Source organism: Streptomyces sp. NPDC040405 (genome assembly GCF_055595765.1).
This window is the reverse complement of record NZ_JBVIVI010000005.1, coordinates 391,542-408,359: the sequence shown is the minus strand read 5'-3', so window position 1 is coordinate 408,359 and position 16,818 is coordinate 391,542. Positions and strand designations below refer to the sequence as shown.

14 protein-coding genes are annotated in these 16,818 nt (G+C 72.7%); 1 reads left to right on the top strand and 13 read right to left on the bottom strand.

All coding sequences use genetic code 11. The features are described 5' to 3' along the window. Window positions 1-121: 121 nt before the first annotated feature. From ACZ59A_RS23075 to purN, 11 genes are all read right to left on the bottom strand, one after another. Entirely contained in the window at window positions 122-1,624 is a 1,503-nt protein-coding gene (locus ACZ59A_RS23075; RefSeq protein WP_470961198.1) for an aldehyde dehydrogenase family protein, read from the bottom strand. A 160-nt stretch (window positions 1,625-1,784) separates the two neighbouring features. After that, window positions 1,785-2,708, bottom strand: coding sequence for a serine/arginine repetitive matrix protein 2 (locus ACZ59A_RS23070; RefSeq protein WP_470961196.1), 924 nt, complete (start codon window positions 2,706-2,708; stop codon window positions 1,785-1,787). 144 nt (window positions 2,709-2,852) lie between these two features. After that, window positions 2,853-3,644, bottom strand: coding sequence for a hypothetical protein (locus ACZ59A_RS23065; protein ID WP_470961194.1), 792 nt, complete (start codon window positions 3,642-3,644; stop codon window positions 2,853-2,855). A 1-nt stretch (window position 3,645) separates the two neighbouring features. After that, window positions 3,646-4,065 carry a hypothetical protein gene (locus ACZ59A_RS23060; protein ID WP_470961192.1) on the bottom strand — a complete coding sequence of 140 codons (420 nt, stop codon included), beginning with the start codon at window positions 4,063-4,065 and terminating at the stop codon, window positions 3,646-3,648. After that, window positions 4,052-5,656 (bottom strand): hypothetical protein, encoded by a 1,605-nt coding sequence (locus ACZ59A_RS23055; RefSeq protein WP_470961190.1) that lies wholly within the window; start codon window positions 5,654-5,656, stop codon window positions 4,052-4,054. Before ACZ59A_RS23055 ends, ACZ59A_RS23060 begins: the two co-directional genes overlap by 14 nt. 260 nt (window positions 5,657-5,916) lie before the next feature. Continuing rightward, the gene (locus ACZ59A_RS23050; protein WP_468049411.1) at window positions 5,917-6,906 is read right to left on the bottom strand and encodes a malate dehydrogenase; all 990 of its coding nucleotides are present in this window, start codon (window positions 6,904-6,906) and stop codon (window positions 5,917-5,919) included. 288 nt (window positions 6,907-7,194) lie between these two features. Continuing rightward, window positions 7,195-8,412, bottom strand: a complete 1,218-nt coding sequence (locus tag ACZ59A_RS23045; protein ID WP_470961188.1) for a helix-turn-helix domain-containing protein — start codon at window positions 8,410-8,412, stop codon at window positions 7,195-7,197. A gap of 422 nt (window positions 8,413-8,834) precedes the next feature. After that, window positions 8,835-9,239, bottom strand: coding sequence for a DUF3017 domain-containing protein (locus ACZ59A_RS23040; RefSeq protein WP_470961805.1), 405 nt, complete (start codon window positions 9,237-9,239; stop codon window positions 8,835-8,837). A 148-nt stretch (window positions 9,240-9,387) separates the two neighbouring features. Continuing rightward, window positions 9,388-10,275, bottom strand: coding sequence for a bifunctional methylenetetrahydrofolate dehydrogenase/methenyltetrahydrofolate cyclohydrolase (locus ACZ59A_RS23035; protein WP_468049417.1), 888 nt, complete (start codon window positions 10,273-10,275; stop codon window positions 9,388-9,390). Window positions 10,276-10,410: 135 nt separating this feature from the next. Next, on the bottom strand, window positions 10,411-11,973 hold the full coding sequence (gene purH, locus ACZ59A_RS23030; protein WP_468049419.1) for a bifunctional phosphoribosylaminoimidazolecarboxamide formyltransferase/IMP cyclohydrolase: 1,563 nt from the start codon (window positions 11,971-11,973) through the stop codon (window positions 10,411-10,413). Beyond that, entirely contained in the window at window positions 11,970-12,617 is a 648-nt protein-coding gene (purN, locus tag ACZ59A_RS23025) for a phosphoribosylglycinamide formyltransferase (RefSeq protein ID WP_468049421.1), read from the bottom strand. The genes purH and purN overlap by 4 nt, the downstream gene beginning before the upstream one ends. 353 nt (window positions 12,618-12,970) lie before the next feature. Here purN and ACZ59A_RS23020 point away from each other — a divergent pair, with 353 nt between their 5' ends. Beyond that, window positions 12,971-13,882 (top strand): hypothetical protein, encoded by a 912-nt coding sequence (locus tag ACZ59A_RS23020; RefSeq protein ID WP_470961185.1) that lies wholly within the window; start codon window positions 12,971-12,973, stop codon window positions 13,880-13,882. 66 nt (window positions 13,883-13,948) lie between these two features. Here the strand turns inward: ACZ59A_RS23020 and ACZ59A_RS23015 are convergent, their stop codons facing one another. Continuing rightward, on the bottom strand, window positions 13,949-15,697 hold the full coding sequence (locus ACZ59A_RS23015) for a cell division protein PerM (protein ID WP_470961183.1): 1,749 nt from the start codon (window positions 15,695-15,697) through the stop codon (window positions 13,949-13,951). A gap of 232 nt (window positions 15,698-15,929) precedes the next feature. Then, window positions 15,930-16,814, bottom strand: a complete 885-nt coding sequence (gene sucD / locus ACZ59A_RS23010; protein WP_009717120.1) for a succinate--CoA ligase subunit alpha — start codon at window positions 16,812-16,814, stop codon at window positions 15,930-15,932. Window positions 16,815-16,818 lie beyond the last annotated feature (4 nt).

Below are 16,818 nucleotides of genomic sequence, written 5' to 3'. Positions count from 1 at the left end.
GGGGGGTTACGGGCGAAGGGGGAGAGACGCCGGGCGCCGTCACCGGACACGACGGGGCCCGGGCCCGGCGGGAGGTCCGGGCCCGGCCGTGCCGCCCCGGGCGGGGGTCGGCGTCGGGGCGTCAGCCGCCGAACCAGCGCACCGGGCTGGGCCGCAGGTTCTCGTAGACATGCTTGGTCTCGCGGTACTCGTCCAGGCCCGCCGGGCCCAGCTCACGTCCGACGCCGGACTTGCCGAAGCCGCCCCATTCGGCCTGCGGGAGGTAGGGGTGGAAGTCGTTGATCCATACGGTGCCGTGGCGCAGCCGCGCGGCAACCCGGCGGGCGCGCGCGGTGTCGGACGACCAGACGGCACCGGCCAGGCCGTATTCCGTGTCATTGGCGAGGGCCACGGCCTCATCTTCGGTGCTGAACGTCTCCACCGAAAGGATCGGGCCAAACGTTTCTTCCCGAACGACCCGCATTTCACGGTGGCACTGGTCCAGCACCGTCGGCAGATAGAAGTAGCCGGTCGCGGGGCGAACGTCGGACGGCTCGGGCTGCTTGCCGCCGGTACGCAGCACCGCGCCCTCTTCCAGGGCGGACGCCACGTACGCCTGGGTCTTGGCGAGCTGCTGGGCCGAGACGAGCGGGCCGCACTCGACACCCTCTTCGGTGCCGCGGCCCAGCTTGATCTTCTCGGCGCGGTTGACCAGCTCGGCGACGAACCGCTCGCGCACCGACTCCTCGATGATCAGCCGGGCACCGGCCGAGCAGACCTGGCCGCTGTGGATGAAGGCGGCGTTGAGCGCCTGGTCGACGGCGGTGTCGAAGCCCTCGTCGGTGGCGCAGGCGTCGGCGAAGACGACGTTCGGGTTCTTGCCGCCCAGCTCCAGGGCGACCTTCTTCACGCTCGGCGCGGCGGCCTGGGCCACCTTGGTGCCGCTGGCCAGACCGCCGGTGAAGGACACCAGGTCCACGTCCGGGTGCTCGGACAGCCGGGCACCGACCGGGTCACCGGCGCCGGTCACCAGGTTGGCCACACCGTTCGGCAGGCCCGCCTCGGCCAGCAGCTTCACCAGGTGGACGGTGGACAGCGGGGTCACTTCGCTGGGCTTGATGACGAAGGTGTTGCCCGCCGCGAGCGCCGGGGCGACCTTCCAGCTGGCCTGCAGCAGCGGGTAGTTCCACGGCGTGATCATCGCGCAGACGCCGACCGGCTCGCGCACCACGACGCTGTGCACATCGGGGCTGCCCGCGTCGACCACGCGACCGGCCGACTCGCCCGCGACCAGGTCGGCGAAGTAGCGGAAGGCGTTGGTCACGTCATCGACGTCGACCTCGCCCTCTTCCAGGGTCTTGCCGGTGTCCCGGCTCTCCAGCAGCGCGATCTCGTCGCGGTCGCGCTGGAGCAGATCGGCGACCCGCCGCAGCAGCGCCGCCCGCTCGGCGACCGGGGTGTGCGGCCAGGGGCCGCTGTCGAAGGCGCGGCGCGCGGCGGCGATGGCCGCGTCGGTGTCCTCGGCGCCGCCCTCGGCCACGACCGCCAGCGTCTTGGCATCCGCGGGGTCGAGAACCTCCCGCTGCGCGCTGGATGCGGCCGCTCGCCACACCCCGTCCACATGAATGGTCTCGACTGCCGACACGTTTACTCTGCCTTCCGGTATCGCGAACGTTTCCGCTGGCCACGCCAGCAACAGGGACCCCTTACCGGTTGTGAGAAACGTATGCGCAATTTTTCCTTGAAAGTGGCACGGCTCACGCGGGAGGCCGCGCGGACGTCACGCGAGGCGGAGGGCGCGGGATCTACGAAGCGGTGCAGTAGGCCGTGGGGCAGAAGGTCTGCAGCACGGCGTCATGGAGCGACTGCTCCTGTGCCCGGTCGCCGGCGGGGCCGATGATCAGCACCGCGTACATGGTGCCGTTCTGCGCGGCGAAGCGGCGGTCGAGTATCCGGCGGGCGCCGGACTTCTTGCTCTGGTACGTGTACTCCAGCTGGGCGGGGTCCATGGCGGCCGCTCCGAGCTGGGCGAGGGTGATCTGCTCATAGCCGCGGTTCCGGGTCGCCAGCCGCTCGGCCTCCTGCGCCGACTCGTACGGCGTGGACTCGGGGCCGTGCAGCTCGAACACCTGGATCATGGTGGAGTCGTCGGGCGAGGTGTAGAAGACGCTCGGGCCCTCCACCGTCCGCCGCCATCCATCGGGGACGGCGATGTCGAAGCCCTCCGGATCCCGCTCGGTGGTGAAGCCCGCGGGCGGGGCGGAGCCCGTCAGGGACGGACCCGCCGACGGGGACGCGTACGGCGACCCGGACGGATACACCGAGGGCAGACCGGACGGCGAGGCGCTCGGCAGCCCCGATGGCAGACCGGTGGGCGCACCGGTCTCGGGCGCGGGATAGACGTCGCCGGGCTCGGTGGCGTCCGCGGTCGCGGAGGGCGTGGGGGTCGCGCGGTCCCAGGGCAGCGGGCCCGCCTGGTCCCCGGTCGTGCCGTCACCGCCGAAGGCCACCCAGCCGGAGAACGCGATCCCGGCGGTCAGGAACACCGTGACCGCGACCGCCTGCCACACCCGCCGCGCCTCGGCGCCCGGGCCGGGGCCGGGGCGGTCGCCCGGCTGTGCCGCCCGGCCTTCGCCGGGCCCCCACTCGTGGGTCTCCCACTGCTGCGTATCCCCCGGCCCCCGCTGCTCACCCGGACCCCACTGCTCCTCCGAGCCCCCGTCAGTCATGCCCGCTCCCCCAGAAATCGTATTCTTCTACTAATAAGCAGAGTTAACCGTGTTAGCCGACATATGGCTTACCCAGTATGCGCGGCTCGGCCACGTCCGCTACCGCCCCGATGCCGGATAGTTCGCCATTGGAGACATATGCGCTCAGGTGGCCGGGCAGTACGCGGTGGGGCAGAAGGCGCCCAACGCGATCCGCTGCCGCTCCACCTGACGCGGCCACTCCTTGGACGGGCCCGCCACCAGCACCGCGTACTGCACCCCGTCCGGTCCGGTGAAGGCACGGTCGACGACGCGGCGCGGACCGTACTTCTCGCTTCGATAGCCGTACTCCAGCTGCGCGTCCGCTTCGTCGCCCGGGCCGAGCCGCTTCAGCCCGTACCGCTTGTAGCCGGGGTTCTTCTTGAGGCTGGTCTCGGCCTGCTTCAGCGCCTGGTACGGAGTGACCTGCGGGCTGGTCAGGGCGAAGACCTGGATGAGGCTGCTCGCGTCGGACGACTCGTAGAAGACCCCGGTATCGCGCTTGACGCGCCCCCATCCCACCGGGACGTCCAGCGTGAACCCCTCCGGATCCGCGGTGCGTTGATACCCCTGCGGCGGCCCGCTGCCCGCGACGGCCGAGCCCGACGGCGACGCGGACGGCTGCACCGACGACGGCACGGAATCGGACGGCGAGGGCGAGGCGCTGTCCCAGCCGGACGCCGTCGCGCTCGGGCCGCCGCCCTCCTTCGCGGTGTCATCGCCGCCGCCCGACAGCAGATGCCAGGTGCCGACTCCGATGCCGCCGATGAGCACGACGGCCAGCACCACGAGCAGCACCGGCCCCCGATGCGGGCTCGGCGGCCGTCTGCCCGGGGCGGGCGGCTCGGCGCCCTCCCCCACCCAGCGCTGCGCGGCCTCGTCCCAGTGGGGGCCGCGCTCGTCGCCCGGCGCACTCATCTCAGCCGCCCAGCAGCGCGCCGACCGCCTGGCCGACGGCGACGCCCGACGCCAGCATGCCGATACCGGCCCCGGCGTCCTGCAACAGCGCCCGGAGCCGGGCGAGGCGGCCCGCACCGGCCCGGCCGGTGCGCTGGATCTCGTCCTGGGCACCGGCCAGCTCGTCCGACAGCGCACCGACCTCGGGGGTGGCCACCAGCCGCTCCAGATCGGCGGAGAGCTGCTGGACGGCGCGCAGCAGTTCCTCGTACGCGGGGTCGCAGACGGCGCCTTCCCGCGCCCCGTTCACGATGCGGTTGTTGTCGCCGATGCCGACGACACCGCCGCGCACATTGCCGATGCGGATGTTCCCGAACCGCCGCCCGCCCTGACCTCCGGTCGCGCCCGCGCCGCTTTCCTCGTCCCGCTCAGCTGTCGCCATGGCCGCCTCCCCCTCCGTTGCCCCTGGTGTTGCTGACCGTGTTGTTGTCGCCGACGGTGATGGCGCTGTCCTGCGCGGACTCGATGAAGATGCCGCCACCGCTCACATTGATGATCTTCTGCTCGAACTCGCCGGTCTCCCATCCGGCTTCGTCCAGCGCCTGCCGCACCCCGTTGGCCACCCGGTCCTCGACGCTCTTCAGATAGCGGCTGACGTCCATCTCCTGGAAGAGCGAGGCGCCGTGGTCGCTGCCCAGCTCGCGCACGGACCGCCAGGGCCCGTCGGGGATGGCCGCGGCATAGGCGCCCGTGTACATCCGCAGGAAGAAGGCGATCATCCGGAAGCCGTGGACCAGCACGCGGCCCGCGGCCGTGGGTGTCCGGGCCAGCGCCCACAGCGCCTTGCCCGGCAGCCCGCCGCGGCGGTGGGAGTCGGTGAGGCGGTCGATCGCGCGGAAGTCCGGGCGGATCGGGCGCAGCACATGCGGAGCGAACTCCACCATCAGCATGCCGCCTTGGGTGTGCACCCGGACGAAGACGGTGGTGACGACTTCCTCCTGCCAGGCTCCGACCCGGATGCGCAGGAAGTGCCGCCGGACCTCGCCGCCCTCCTCGACCGCCTCGGCCCGCTCCCGCTCGAAGTGCTCCTCGCCGTGCGGGGCGAGGGAGCGGCTGCGCAGCCCGGTGGCCTTCAGGAACACGCACTCGTCCAGCTCCAGACCGCGCAGCCGGTCGCGGACCTCGACCGACTGCCTCGGCACCGCGCCGTTCCGGGCGGGTGTCCTGGCGGACGGGGTGCGCAGATTCTCCACCAGCGGCCGGATCCGCTCCAGGATCACCCGGTTGTCGAGCGGCACCGCCGTACGGCCCTCGCGCGGGCGCAGTTCGACCGCGAGCGTCCACGTGGCGTGCGCGGTGCCCGCCCCGAGAAAGGGGTGCTGATCGTGGTAGAGGATCACGGGCGCGTGCTGCTCGCGCCGGATCAGCTCCCGCACCCGCCGGAAGTGTCCGCTGCCGGAGCGCTCGGCGGGGTCGTCGGCCGGATCGGCGAAGGCCCGCGGATCGAGGTCGCTGGACAGCACCCGGGCCACATGCTCGCGGTGCAGGGCGACCGCCGCGGCCATCGCGGTGGGGATCAGCAGCGCGGCCCAGGCGGCCCCGGCGCCCGCCCCGGCCATCACCCCCGACAGCGAGCTCTGTTGCAGGGCGCTCGGCTCCAGGTCGTCCCCGAAGACCAGCTCCAGCGCGGAGAGCACATAGACGATCAGCAGCAGTACTCCGGCCACCCGCAGGACCGCGGCCAGCCGCCTCCGGGCGGACGGGATCCCGTCGGAGCCCGGATAGTCGGCGCGGAAGGGACCCGAGGCGCCGCCCCTGGCCCAGGTCGCCAGCAGCAACAGCCCGCAGGACAGCAGGAAGATGAAGAAGAAGCCCTTGGCCAGCAGAGCGTGCAGCAGCCAGAGCGCGACCAGCAGCAGGGTCCAGCCCGCCTCCAGACGCCGGGCGCGCAGCGCGTGGGCGAGCACCCGGGAGGCGTCGACGCCCAGCGACGGCGCCACCACGCGCTCCTCGTGGACCAACAGCTCGTCCAAGACCGCGTCCCGGAAGTCATCGTCCAGATACGCCCCCGCGCATAACAGCCGTGTGGCCTCACTGGCCGCATGTCTGGACGCGTGATCACTGCGACTGCCTGTGCCCATGGCTCTCCCCCCGAGGCCGGCATCAACCCCTCATACGGTAGGAGAAGGTGCGGCGCAAGAACAGGGAATAGCCGAAGGGTCACTCTCCGGAGTGAATATCGGAGGGTGACCCTTCAGAAGTCCGCGCGCGGGGTGCGTCAGGCGAGGCGGCGTCAGATGAGGCCGAGACCGCGCACGGCCTCGCGCTCCTCCTCCAGCTCCTTCACCGACGCGTCGATGCGGGTGCGGGAGAACTCGTTGATCTCCAGGCCCTGGACGATCTCGTACTTGCCGTCCTTGGTGGTGACCGGGAACGACGAGATCAGGCCCTCCGGGACGCCGTACGAGCCGTCCGACGGGATGCCCATGGAGGTCCAGTCGCCCGCCGCGGTGCCGTTGACCCAGGTGTGGACGTGGTCGATGGCGGCGTTGGCGGCGGAGGCGGCCGAGGACGCGCCCCGGGCCTCGATGATCGCGGCGCCACGCTTGGCGACGGTCGGGATGAAGGTGTCGGACAGCCACTGCTCGTCGTTGACGACCTCGGCGGCGTTCTTGCCCGCGACCTCGGCGTGGAAGACGTCCGGGTACTGGGTGGCCGAGTGGTTGCCCCAGATCGTGAGCTTCTTGATCTCGGCGACCGGCACGCCGGTCTTCTGGGCGAGCTGCGACAGCGCGCGGTTGTGGTCCAGGCGCGTCATCGCGGTGAAGCGGTCGCCCGGTACGTCCGGGGCGGCGGCCTGGGCGATCAGCGCGTTGGTGTTGGCCGGGTTGCCCACGACCAGGACCTTGATGTCGTCCGCCGCGTGGTCGTTGATGGCCTTGCCCTGCGGCTTGAAGATGCCGCCGTTGGCCTCCAGCAGGTCGCCGCGCTCCATGCCCTTGGTGCGCGGGCGGGCGCCGACCAGCAGCGCGACGTTGGCGCCGTCGAAGGCGACGTTCGGGTCGTCGGAAATGTCCACGCCGCGCAGCAGCGGGAACGCGCAGTCGTCCAGCTCCATCGCGGTGCCCTCGGCGGCCTTCAGGCCCTGGGGGATCTCCAGAAGCCGCAATTTGACCGGCACGTCCGCGCCGAGGAGCTGACCGGAGGCGATGCGGAAGAGCAGCGCGTAGCCGATCTGGCCGGCCGCGCCGGTGACGGTGACATTGACGGGAGTGCGGGTCATGGCGGTCTCCTGCGCTGTGTTTGTCCGAGATCTCTTGGTGTCGAGATACCGGCGTCAGGCTATCCGACGGCGCAGCGCCCGCATCCCCGGGCCTCTGTGTCGCTGCTCACCGGGCACGCCCCGGCGGCCGTCTGCCAGGAGGGGGGAGTGCAGACGGCCGCCCGGTGCCGCACCCGTGGGGGGCTCGGCGTGCGCTTGCCCCGATTCCCCGGGGTCATTCCCCCGGTTCGAAAATTCCCCCGGACGGATCTCCGGACGGGCCCGCGGCAGGCCCGGCGCACCGGCCGGTCACCCCTGAGGCGCACCTTCCCGCGGCGTGCAGCCACGCTGGCCGCCGGTGAGGGTCGCGCACGCGGTGGCCCGCGCGGTGGCGTCCGCCGTGACCATCCCGGTGTACGCGTTCCCGTCCGCGTCGACCTTGCCGCGCTCGGTACGTGCCGCCCCGCCGCCCTTGGCGGGGGCGCTGACCTGTACCAGATCGCCGGGGGCCGCCTGGGCGATGCGGGCCCACGCCGCGCCGCAGACCTTGCTGTAGCGGACCTCGACGTACGCCGTCCCGACCATCGCGTTCGCGGTCGTCCTCGCGTACTTGTCGCCGCAGCCCATGGCCTCCGGGTCCTTGCCCGCGCAGCCCTTCCCGGAGCACTTCACCCCGGCCGGGAGCCGGGAGGCGGTGGTGGCGGGGGCCTTGACCGGCTTCTGGGCCCGCTTCTCGCCGTCGTCGCCCTGGCCGGTCAGGAGGACGGCACCGGCCACGATCAGCAGCGTGCCGACCACGCCCCCGGCGAACAGCGCGATACGGCGCCGCCCGGGCCGCCCCGCGGGACGCGGCGGGCCCGGCTCGTCGGCCGCGGGCGGTGCGGGCGGTACGGGCGGCGCGGACAGTTGAGGCGGCGCGTCCGATACGGGTGGCGCGGGTGTGGCGTCCGGTACGGGCAAGGTGGGCCACGCGCGCGTCGACGGTGCCGCCGGAACCGGCTCCACCAGCGGGTGTTCGGGTCCGGGCACCTCAACGCCCTGGACGGTCTGGGCACCTTGGGCGTTCGGTCCGTCTTGGGCACTCGGGGCGCCCTGGTCCGTCGGGACGCTCGGAGCGACGCTCGGGGAGTCGCTCGGGCGGGACTTCGCCGGTTTGCGTCCGTTCCTCTTCTCCGTCGGCGGCGGCGCGAACTCCTCCAGCGCGGCCCGCGCCCGGTCGACCCGGATCGCCTCCATCGTGACGTCGTGCCGCATCTCGGCGCGGCTCCACGCCCGTTCCGCCAGCTCCCACAGGATGACGAGGTGACCCGCGTCCGCGCCCGTCGCCTCGGCCAGCGCCTCCACCGCGCCCTGCGGCGGCAGGAGTCTGCCGCCGAGGTAACGCTCCCAGGAGGTCTTGCTGTAGCCCGTGCGGTCGGCGATGGCCACGACGCTCATCCCGCTGCGGTCGACGAGTCCGCGTAACTGCCCGGTGAACTCCCGCACCTGCGGGTCGAGTTCTTCCGGCAGGTCCCTCCAACGAGGCATGTGCCTCCCCCTGTCCCCCCGTACGTACCTGGTGGTTCCCCTTGGTCTGGTCCCCGTGCCGGCTTCCCGGGCGTCGATCTGACTACCCAAAGAGATGCCTTGCCCCAGGATGTCAGTTCCTCCGGCGGGGGCGCATCGGAGCATTTCGGACCCGGGAGCGCACCACGCCCGCGCCTGCTCGTCGTTGCGCAGCCGATACCTCGTTGCGGAACGGTCACTTCCGAGCCACAGGCCCTCAACGTCCATTGATCCCGCACAGCCAACGCACAACCCTGTTCATCAGGCGGTCCGTCCTTCTTCGGGGGAGAGGACGGACCGCCGCCCGGACCGTGGGAGACGTGAACAAGCCAACGGCGGCCCGTCCTCCCGCGGGGGGTGAGGACGAGCCGCCGTTCGATTGACGGGGCGCGCGGAGGCGCGGACTAGCGGACCGTGAAGTGCACCACGTCCTGAAGGAACGGGAGCTTGATCCAGGGGTCCGGCTGAACCATCAGCGACAGCAGCACGATCACCGCGCCGAGCCCGCCGTAAGTCAGCAGATCGGTGAAGCGCGACCGTACGGCCAGCATCCCCACCTCCGGCAGCGCCCACCGCAGTGCCGCGCCCGCCAGCAGGGACAGCCCGATCAGCGCCGTGCCCAGCCGGAAACCGTCCAGCGCGACGATCAGCAGCCCCAGCGCGACGCCGCCCACCACCGCCAGGAACGGCCACTGCCGGGCGGTCGCCGGGGCGCTGCCGGGCGCGGCGCGGCCGCCGCCCTGCGGACGCGCGGTGTCCCGGGTGATCAGCGGGAAGCGGCGGGACTTGCGGAGCAGCAGCCCCGGCAGCTCCGCGACCTTCGGCTTGCCCGTCGAGCCCTGACCGGTCGCGGGCGCCTCAGCCGTGGGCTTCCCGGCCGCGGAAGCTTCCGCCGAAGGCGCTTCGGCCGCGGGCGCCTCGGTCGCCGCCTGCCCGGCCGCGGGCTCCTCGCTCGCCTCAGCCGTCATGACCGGCACCGCCGTCGGCGGCCGCCTTCGCGTCCCGCTCGGCCGCCTCCACGACGTTGACCAGCAGCTGGGCGCGGGTCATCGGGCCGACGCCGCCCGGGTTCGGCGAGATCCAGGCCGCGACCTCGGCCACGTCGGGGTGCACATCACCGGCGATCTTGCCGTGCTCGTCCCGGCTGACGCCCACGTCGAGCACCGCGGCGCCCGGCTTGACGTCCTCACCCTTCACCAGGTGCCGCACCCCGGCGGCGGCCACGATGATGTCGGCCTGGCGCAGCTGCGCGGCCAGGTCGCGGGTGCCGGTGTGGCACAGGGTGACCGTCGCGTTCTCGGAGCGGCGGGTGAGCAGCAGCCCGATCGACCGGCCCACGGTGATGCCGCGGCCGACGACCACCACATGCGCGCCGTTGATCTCCACGCCGTGGTGGCGCAGCAGCTGGATGATGCCCTGTGGGGTGCACGGCAGCGGCGCGGTCTCGTTGAGCACCAGCTTGCCGAGGCTCATCGGGTGCAGTCCGTCGGCGTCCTTGGCCGGGTCGATCAGCTCCAGCACCCGGTTGGTGTCGATGCCCTTGGGGAGCGGCAGCTGGACGATGTAGCCCGTGCAGGTCGGGTCCTCGTTCAGCTCCCGGACCGCCGCCTCGATCTCCTCCTGGGTGGCGGTGTCGGGCAGGTCGCGGCGGATGGACGCGATGCCCACCTGGGCGCAGTCGCGGTGCTTGCCCGCGACGTACCACTTGCTGCCCGGGTCTTCGCCGACGAGCAGGGTTCCGAGGCCGGGATGGACGCCCTTGGCCTTCAGCGCCTCCACGCGGCTGACGAGATCGGACTTGATCGCGGCGGCGGTTGCCTTGCCATCGAGAATCTGGGCGGTCATGGCTTCATCCTCCCGGATGCGGGGACGTCGATTCCACCCAGGGCCCGTCGGAGGCGGTGGGTGGGGGTGGGCGGCGGAGGCCGCACCCCTGATCTCGGGGTGCGGCCTCCGGTGTCGTACATCGCGCGGGGCGGCTCAGTGGAAGAAGTGCCGCGTACCGGTGAAGTACATGGTCACGCCCGCCTTCCGGGCCGCCTCGACCACCTGCTCGTCGCGGACCGAGCCGCCCGGCTGCACCACGGCCTTGACGCCCGCCTCGGCCAGCACCTCGAAGCCGTCCGGGAACGGGAAGAAGGCGTCGGAGGCGGCGTACGCACCGGTCGCCCGCTCCTCGCCCGCCCGGGCCACGGCCAGCTTCGCCGAGTCGACGCGGTTGACCTGGCCCATACCGACGCCGACCGTGGCGTTGTCCTTGGCGAGCAGGATCGCGTTGGACTTGACCGCCCGGCAGGCGCGCCAGGCGAAGGCCAGCTCGGCGAGGCCGTCGGCGTCCAGCGCCTCCCCGGTCGCCAGGGTCCAGTGGGCCGGGTCGTCGCCCTCGGCCTGGAACCGGTCCTTGGCCTGGACGAGCGTGCCGCCCTCGATGGGGCGCTGCTCGGTGGCCGCCGCGGGGGCGTCGGCGCAGCGCAGCACGCGGATGTTCTTCTTACGGGCCAGCACCTCGACCGCGCCGTCCTCGTACGCGGGGGCGACGATGACCTCGGTGAAGATCTCGGCGACCTGCTCCGCCATGGCGACCGTCACGGGACGGTTGACGGCGATCACGCCGCCGAAGGCCGACAGCGAGTCGCACGCGTGCGCCTTGCGGTGCGCCTCGGCGACGTCCGCGCCGGTGGCGATCCCGCAGGGGTTGGCGTGCTTGATGATCGCGACGCACGGGTCGGCGTGGTCGTGGGCGGCGCGCCGGGCGGCCTCGGTGTCGACGTAGTTGTTGTACGACATCTCCTTGCCGTGCAGCTGCTCCGCGTGCGCGAGGCCCGTGCCGCTGCCGTCGCTGTAGAGCGCGGCGGGCTGGTGCGGGTTCTCGCCGTAGCGCAGGACCTGCTTCCGGGTGAAGGTCGCGCCGGTGAAGTCCGGCCAGTCGCCCTCGTCGGCGGCGTAGCCATCCGCGAACCAGTTGGCCACCGCCACGTCGTACGCCGCGGTGTGCTGGAACGCCTCGGCCGCGAGCCGCTTGCGCCGCTCCAGGTCGAAGCCGCCGTCGGCGGCGGCCTTGAGGACGTCACCGTACGCGGCCGGGTTGACGACGACCGCCACGGACGGGTGGTTCTTGGCGGCGGCGCGGACCATCGACGGACCGCCGATGTCGATCTGCTCGACGCACTCGTCGGGCGAGGCGCCCGAGGCGACCGTCTCGCGGAACGGGTACAGGTTGACGACGACCAGTTCGAACGGCTCGACGCCCAGCTCGGTCAGCTGCTCGCGGTGCGCGTCGAGCCGCTGGTCGGCGAGGATGCCCGCGTGGACGCGCGGGTGCAGGGTCTTGACACGGCCGTCCAGACACTCGGGGAAGCCGGTCAGCTCCTCGACCTTCGTCACCGGAACGCCCGCCGCCGCGATCTTCGCGGCCGTCGAGCCGGTCGAGACGAGCTGAACACCCGCCGCGTGCAGCCCCTGTGCCAGCTCCTCGAGCCCGGTCTTGTCGTACACGCTGACCAGCGCGCGGCGGATGGGCCGCTTGGTACCTTCGGCGGTCACGGGATCCTTACCTTTCGTCCCTCAATGCGATAGCCGTGACGGGCCAGACGCCCCACGACCTCGACGAGCAGCGAACGCTCGACTTCCTTGATCCGCTCATGCAGAGCGGACTCGTCGTCCTCGTCCCGGACCTCGACCACGCCCTGGGCGATGATCGGACCGGTGTCGACCCCGTCGTCGACGAAGTGGACGGTGCACCCGGTCGCCTTCACGCCGTACGCGAGCGCGTCGCGCACCCCGTGGGCGCCGGGAAAGCTGGGCAGCAGGGCCGGGTGGGTGTTGACACACCGGCCGCCGAAGCGGGCCAGGAACTCCTTGCCCAGGATCTTCATGAACCCCGCCGAGACCACCAGGTCCGGGTCGTACGCGCCCGTCTCCCGCGCCAGCGCCGCGTCCCACTCGGCGCGGCTCGCGTAGTCCTTCACGCGGCATACGAAGGTGGGGATACCGGCGCGCTCGGCGCGCTCCAGACCGGCGATGTCGCCGCGGTCGGCGCCGACGGCCACGACCTGGGCGCCATAGCCCGCGGTGCCCTCGTCGGCGATGGCGTCGAGGAGCGCCTGCAGGTTCGTACCGGAGCCGGAGACGAGAACGACGAGGCGGGCAGGGGACCCGGAACGGGCGGGGAGGGGCGGGGAGGCCACGGCGGGGATCTTTCTCGCGGGCGGTGCTGCCGTTTGTGTGGTCGTACAAGGTCATGGCCCGTTGAATTCCGGGGAACTCTACGAAGCCGCCGACCGTCAGCAACGATACCGGCACACGAAGCGGCCCCCGGGGGACGGGGGCGGGCACGGGAGGTAGCGTCTGGACTGCGAATCCAACTGATGCCGTGGGAACGACCGTCGCGCCCGCCCCGCCGAGCCGTGCGGCAGGAGCCGTACCCGGACCGCGTGTGCGGGACGACGACACAAGGGGAAGACACATTCCAGATGCCGGACCGACGCCGCCGCGCGGCTCATCGCCTCACTCCGACCCCCGCTCTCACCGGGGGGCGGCGATGAGGCGCGCCCGCACGTCGCGTACGACGCCGCTGCTGCGCGAGCAGCAGTCACCGTCGTCCTCCTCGTCCCCCTCGTCCTCCTCCGCCTCGCCCGGGGACCACCACGGCCCCGGGGACCACAGCGGCGAGGACCGGCACGAGGACAATCCCTTCGCCCCGCCGCCCGAGGGCAGGCCCGACCAGCCCTGGCAGCCCCGGCACCGGCCGGAGGACGGCAGCGGCAGCGGGGACGGCTCGGGGAACGGCTCCGGGAACGGCGGCGACAGCTCCGGCGCCCAGGACGATCAGCCGCAGCAGCCCCCGGCCTGGGGCAGCCAGTGGAGCAGCCGCCAGCCCGGCCGCCAGAGCGGCGGCTTCGGCTCCGGCCCCGGCGGCACCCGCCCCTCCGGGAACGGCGGCCAGGGCGGCGGACCGGCCGGTCCGCGCGGTTGGGACCCCACCGACCCGGCCCAGCGGCGCGCCCGGTACGCGCTGCTGGCGGGCATGTGGGCGTTCTTCTTCGCGCTGTTCAGCCTGGCCCAGATCGCGCTGCTGCTCGGCGCGCTCGCGCTCTACTGGGGCATCAGCTCGCTGCGGGCCAAGCCGCGCCGTACCGCCACGGCCTCGTCCGCCGCGGTGAGCGGCACGGCGAACGCGCCGCTCAACGCCCCGCCCCCGCCGCCCGGCGCCACCCCGGCCCGGCTGCCCGCGCCCGGCTCCGGCTCGTCGAAGCCGCAGTCGACGGCGGCGATCAGCGGTCTGGTCACGGGCGGGCTCGCGCTCGCCATCGTGGCGGCGACGTTCAGCTTCCAGATCGTCTACCACGACTACTACACCTGCGTGGACGACGCCCTCACCCAGACCTCCCGGCACGCCTGCGAGACCCAGCTCCCCAAGGAGCTGCGGCCCCTCCTCAGCACCAGCGAATAGACACGCCGCGGGGCGCCGACCCGGTCTGGGTGCGGCGCCCCGGCTGTCATCCGGCGGCGGCCCGGTCTACGGGGTCTCCTCCTGGGAGTCGGGCCTGCGGTGCGGCTCCAGCGTCACCGGGTCCACCGAGCCCATCGGGCCGGTCGCGCCCACCATGCCGCCCATGAAGTCGGCCATGGTGCCCGCCCCCATGCCCGTGCCGACCCCGGCACCGAGGCCCGGGCTCGTCGCCGGGCCCTGGGCCCGCTCCGGCCCCCGCTTCCGCTTGCCGCCGCGCCGCGGGCGGCTCGGGCGCAGCCACTGCCACCAGGGCTCGGCCATAGCCTTCCGCAGGTCGATCGGCTCGGCCTCCGGTTCCGGTTTCGGCTCCAGCGCCACCCGGGCCAGCGCCTCCTCATGGGCCGCCCGCTTCTTCGTCCGCGCCTCCGCCCGCACCCGGGCCTTCGCCGCGCGGGCCGCCTTCCACTCCGCCCAGGTCGTCCGGGTGGGGACGTACAGCCGCACCCAGCGCACCACCAGCGCGCCCGGTACCGCGATCGACCCGGTCCAGACGAGCGTGGCCGTGCCGGTGCGCCACCAGTCGGGCCCGAGGTCGGCGAGGACGCCCACGCCCAGCGGTCCGCCCGACACGGCGGCCAGCAGCGCCATCACGGCCGCGCAGCCGATCGCCGCGAGCGCCGCCAGCACCGCCGTCTCGCCCCAGCCCCAGGCCGGGCGGGGCGCGCCCTTGCCGGGCCGCCGGGCCGCCGCGACCGCCGTCAGCCAGGCCACCGACGCCCCCGCCAGGGCCCCGGCCACCCAGTTCAGCGGCCAGTGCGGGCCCTCCGCGGGCAGCGCCGAGACCAGGGGGAAGTGCGGCAGCTGGGGGTAGGAGGTGACGCCGAGCGGGGCGACCACGCTGCCGCCCCCGGCCGTGAAACCGGCGCCGATTCCGTACGCCGCGCCCCACACGATGGCGTTCGGCAGCAGCGCCAGGCTGACCAGCAGCACCGCGAAGCGGCCCTGCCATACGTTGCTGAGCTGGAGGAACGCCAGCTGTACGGATCCGGTGTGGCTCAGCATCGAGATCGCGGTGAGCAGCGCGCCACTGCCGAGCAGCACCAGGAGCCCGCTGGCCCCGGCGCGGCACGCGGCGAGCAGTCGGCGCCGTCGGCACCAGCTTCCGCGCAGCTTCGACGCGCATAGGACGACGCCCGCCGCCAGCCGCGTGGCACCGGGAATCCGGTCCAGCGCGGCCTTCGCCCGCGCGGGCAGCCGCACCGGGAACCGGCCGTCGGCCACCCATACGCCGAGGGCGGCGACGGCCGCGGCGAAGAGCGGCAGACGCAGCGCCGCGCTGAGCGGGTCGACGTGCAGCGGCCCGGCCGTGGCGTACAGCGTCGCCGCCGTGCCGACGAGCAGATAGCCGCTCGTCACCCAGCCGAAGGCGGTGCGGGGGTCGACGACGGAGTCCTCGGGCACCCACTGCCCCTCGGCCTCCTCCTCCTGGCCCTGGTAGACCGCGTGCTGCGCGGCGCGGTAGAGCAGCCAGCAGGGCAGCGCGCTGATGAGCAGCGGGGTCAGCCCGACGGGCGCCGGATGCCCGGACAGTGTCACGGTCCGTACGAGGTCGGCACCGTGTCCGAGGAGCCACAGGTCGGCGGCGACGTGCAGCGCCCCGTCGGGGCTGCTGTCGGGGGACGAGGAGGTGATCCACAGCAGCAGGACGACGACGGCGAGCGTGCCCAGCCCGAGCCCCGCGGCCACCACGCCGCCGAGGAACGCTTCCCTGGCGACGGAGGGGCGCTGGAGCGCGGCGCTACCGCGTGAGGACACCGATGGACTGCGATCGGTCGTTTGGGTCACGGGCCCATGCTGCCAATAACAGTCGTTTCATCCGTACATCAAGCGATTAGTCGCGTGTCGGACGTAGTCGGCTTATGTACCTTTTGCCGCGCGGTGCCTTACGGCCCCGGGACCGGCCCGGGAACGGACCGGAAGCGCAAAAGGCGCGGGCCCGCACCACCCATCCGGCGGTACGGGCCCGCGCCCGCGTGTGACGCCGGCGTCAGCCTGCGAGCGCGGCGCGCGCCAGACCGGCGGTCTCGGTCGGGGTCTTGCCGACCTTCACGCCCGCGGCCTCCAGGGCCTCCTTCTTCGCCTGGGCGGTGCCGGAGGAACCGGACACGATCGCACCGGCGTGGCCCATGGTCTTGCCCTCGGGCGCGGTGAAGCCCGCCACGTAGCCGACGACCGGCTTGGTGACGTTGGCCTTGATGAAGTCCGCGGCCCGCTCCTCGGCGTCGCCACCGATCTCGCCGATCATCACGATCAGGTCGGTGTCGGGGTCGGCCTCGAAGGCGGCCAGCGCGTCGATGTGGGTGGTGCCGATGACCGGGTCGCCACCGATGCCGACGCAGGACGAGAAGCCGATGTCCCGCAGCTCGTACATCATCTGGTAGGTCAGGGTGCCGGACTTCGACACCAGACCGATCCGGCCGGGCTTGGTGATGTCGGCCGGGATGATGCCCGCGTTCGACTGACCCGGCGTGATCAGACCCGGGCAGTTCGGGCCGATGATGCGGGTCTTGTTGCCCTTCTGACCGGCATAGGCCCAGAAGTTGGCGGAGTCGTGAACGGCGATGCCCTCGGTGATCACCACGGCGAGCGGGATCTCGGCGTCGATCGCCTCGATGACCGCGCTCTTGGTGAACTTCTCCGGGACGAAGATGACCGTGACGTCGGCGCCGGTGGCCTCGATGGCCTCCTTGACGGAGCCGAAGACCGGTACCTCGTTGCCGTCGAAGTCAACGGTGGTGCCGGCCTTGCGCGGGTTCACGCCACCGACGATGTTGGTGCCCGAGGCGAGCATCCGACGGGTGTGCTTCTGACCCTCGGACCCGGTCATCCCCTGGACGATGACCTTGCTTTCCTTGGTGAGGAAGATAGCCATGGTT

Coding starts and splice junctions, on each gene's coding strand:
- ACZ59A_RS23070 (WP_470961196.1), bottom strand. CDS start 2,708: ATGACTGACGGGGGCTCGGAGGAGCAGTGGGGTCCGGGTGAGCAGCGG.
- ACZ59A_RS23065 (WP_470961194.1), bottom strand. CDS start 3,644: ATGAGTGCGCCGGGCGACGAGCGCGGCCCCCACTGGGACGAGGCCGCG.
- ACZ59A_RS23060 (WP_470961192.1), bottom strand. CDS start 4,065: ATGGCGACAGCTGAGCGGGACGAGGAAAGCGGCGCGGGCGCGACCGGA.
- ACZ59A_RS23050 (WP_468049411.1), bottom strand. CDS start 6,906: ATGACCCGCACTCCCGTCAATGTCACCGTCACCGGCGCGGCCGGCCAG.
- ACZ59A_RS23045 (WP_470961188.1), bottom strand. CDS start 8,412: ATGCCTCGTTGGAGGGACCTGCCGGAAGAACTCGACCCGCAGGTGCGG.
- ACZ59A_RS23035 (WP_468049417.1), bottom strand. CDS start 10,275: ATGACCGCCCAGATTCTCGATGGCAAGGCAACCGCCGCCGCGATCAAG.
- ACZ59A_RS23020 (WP_470961185.1), top strand. CDS start 12,971: ATGAGGCGCGCCCGCACGTCGCGTACGACGCCGCTGCTGCGCGAGCAG.
- sucD (WP_009717120.1), bottom strand. CDS start 16,814: ATGGCTATCTTCCTCACCAAGGAAAGCAAGGTCATCGTCCAGGGGATG.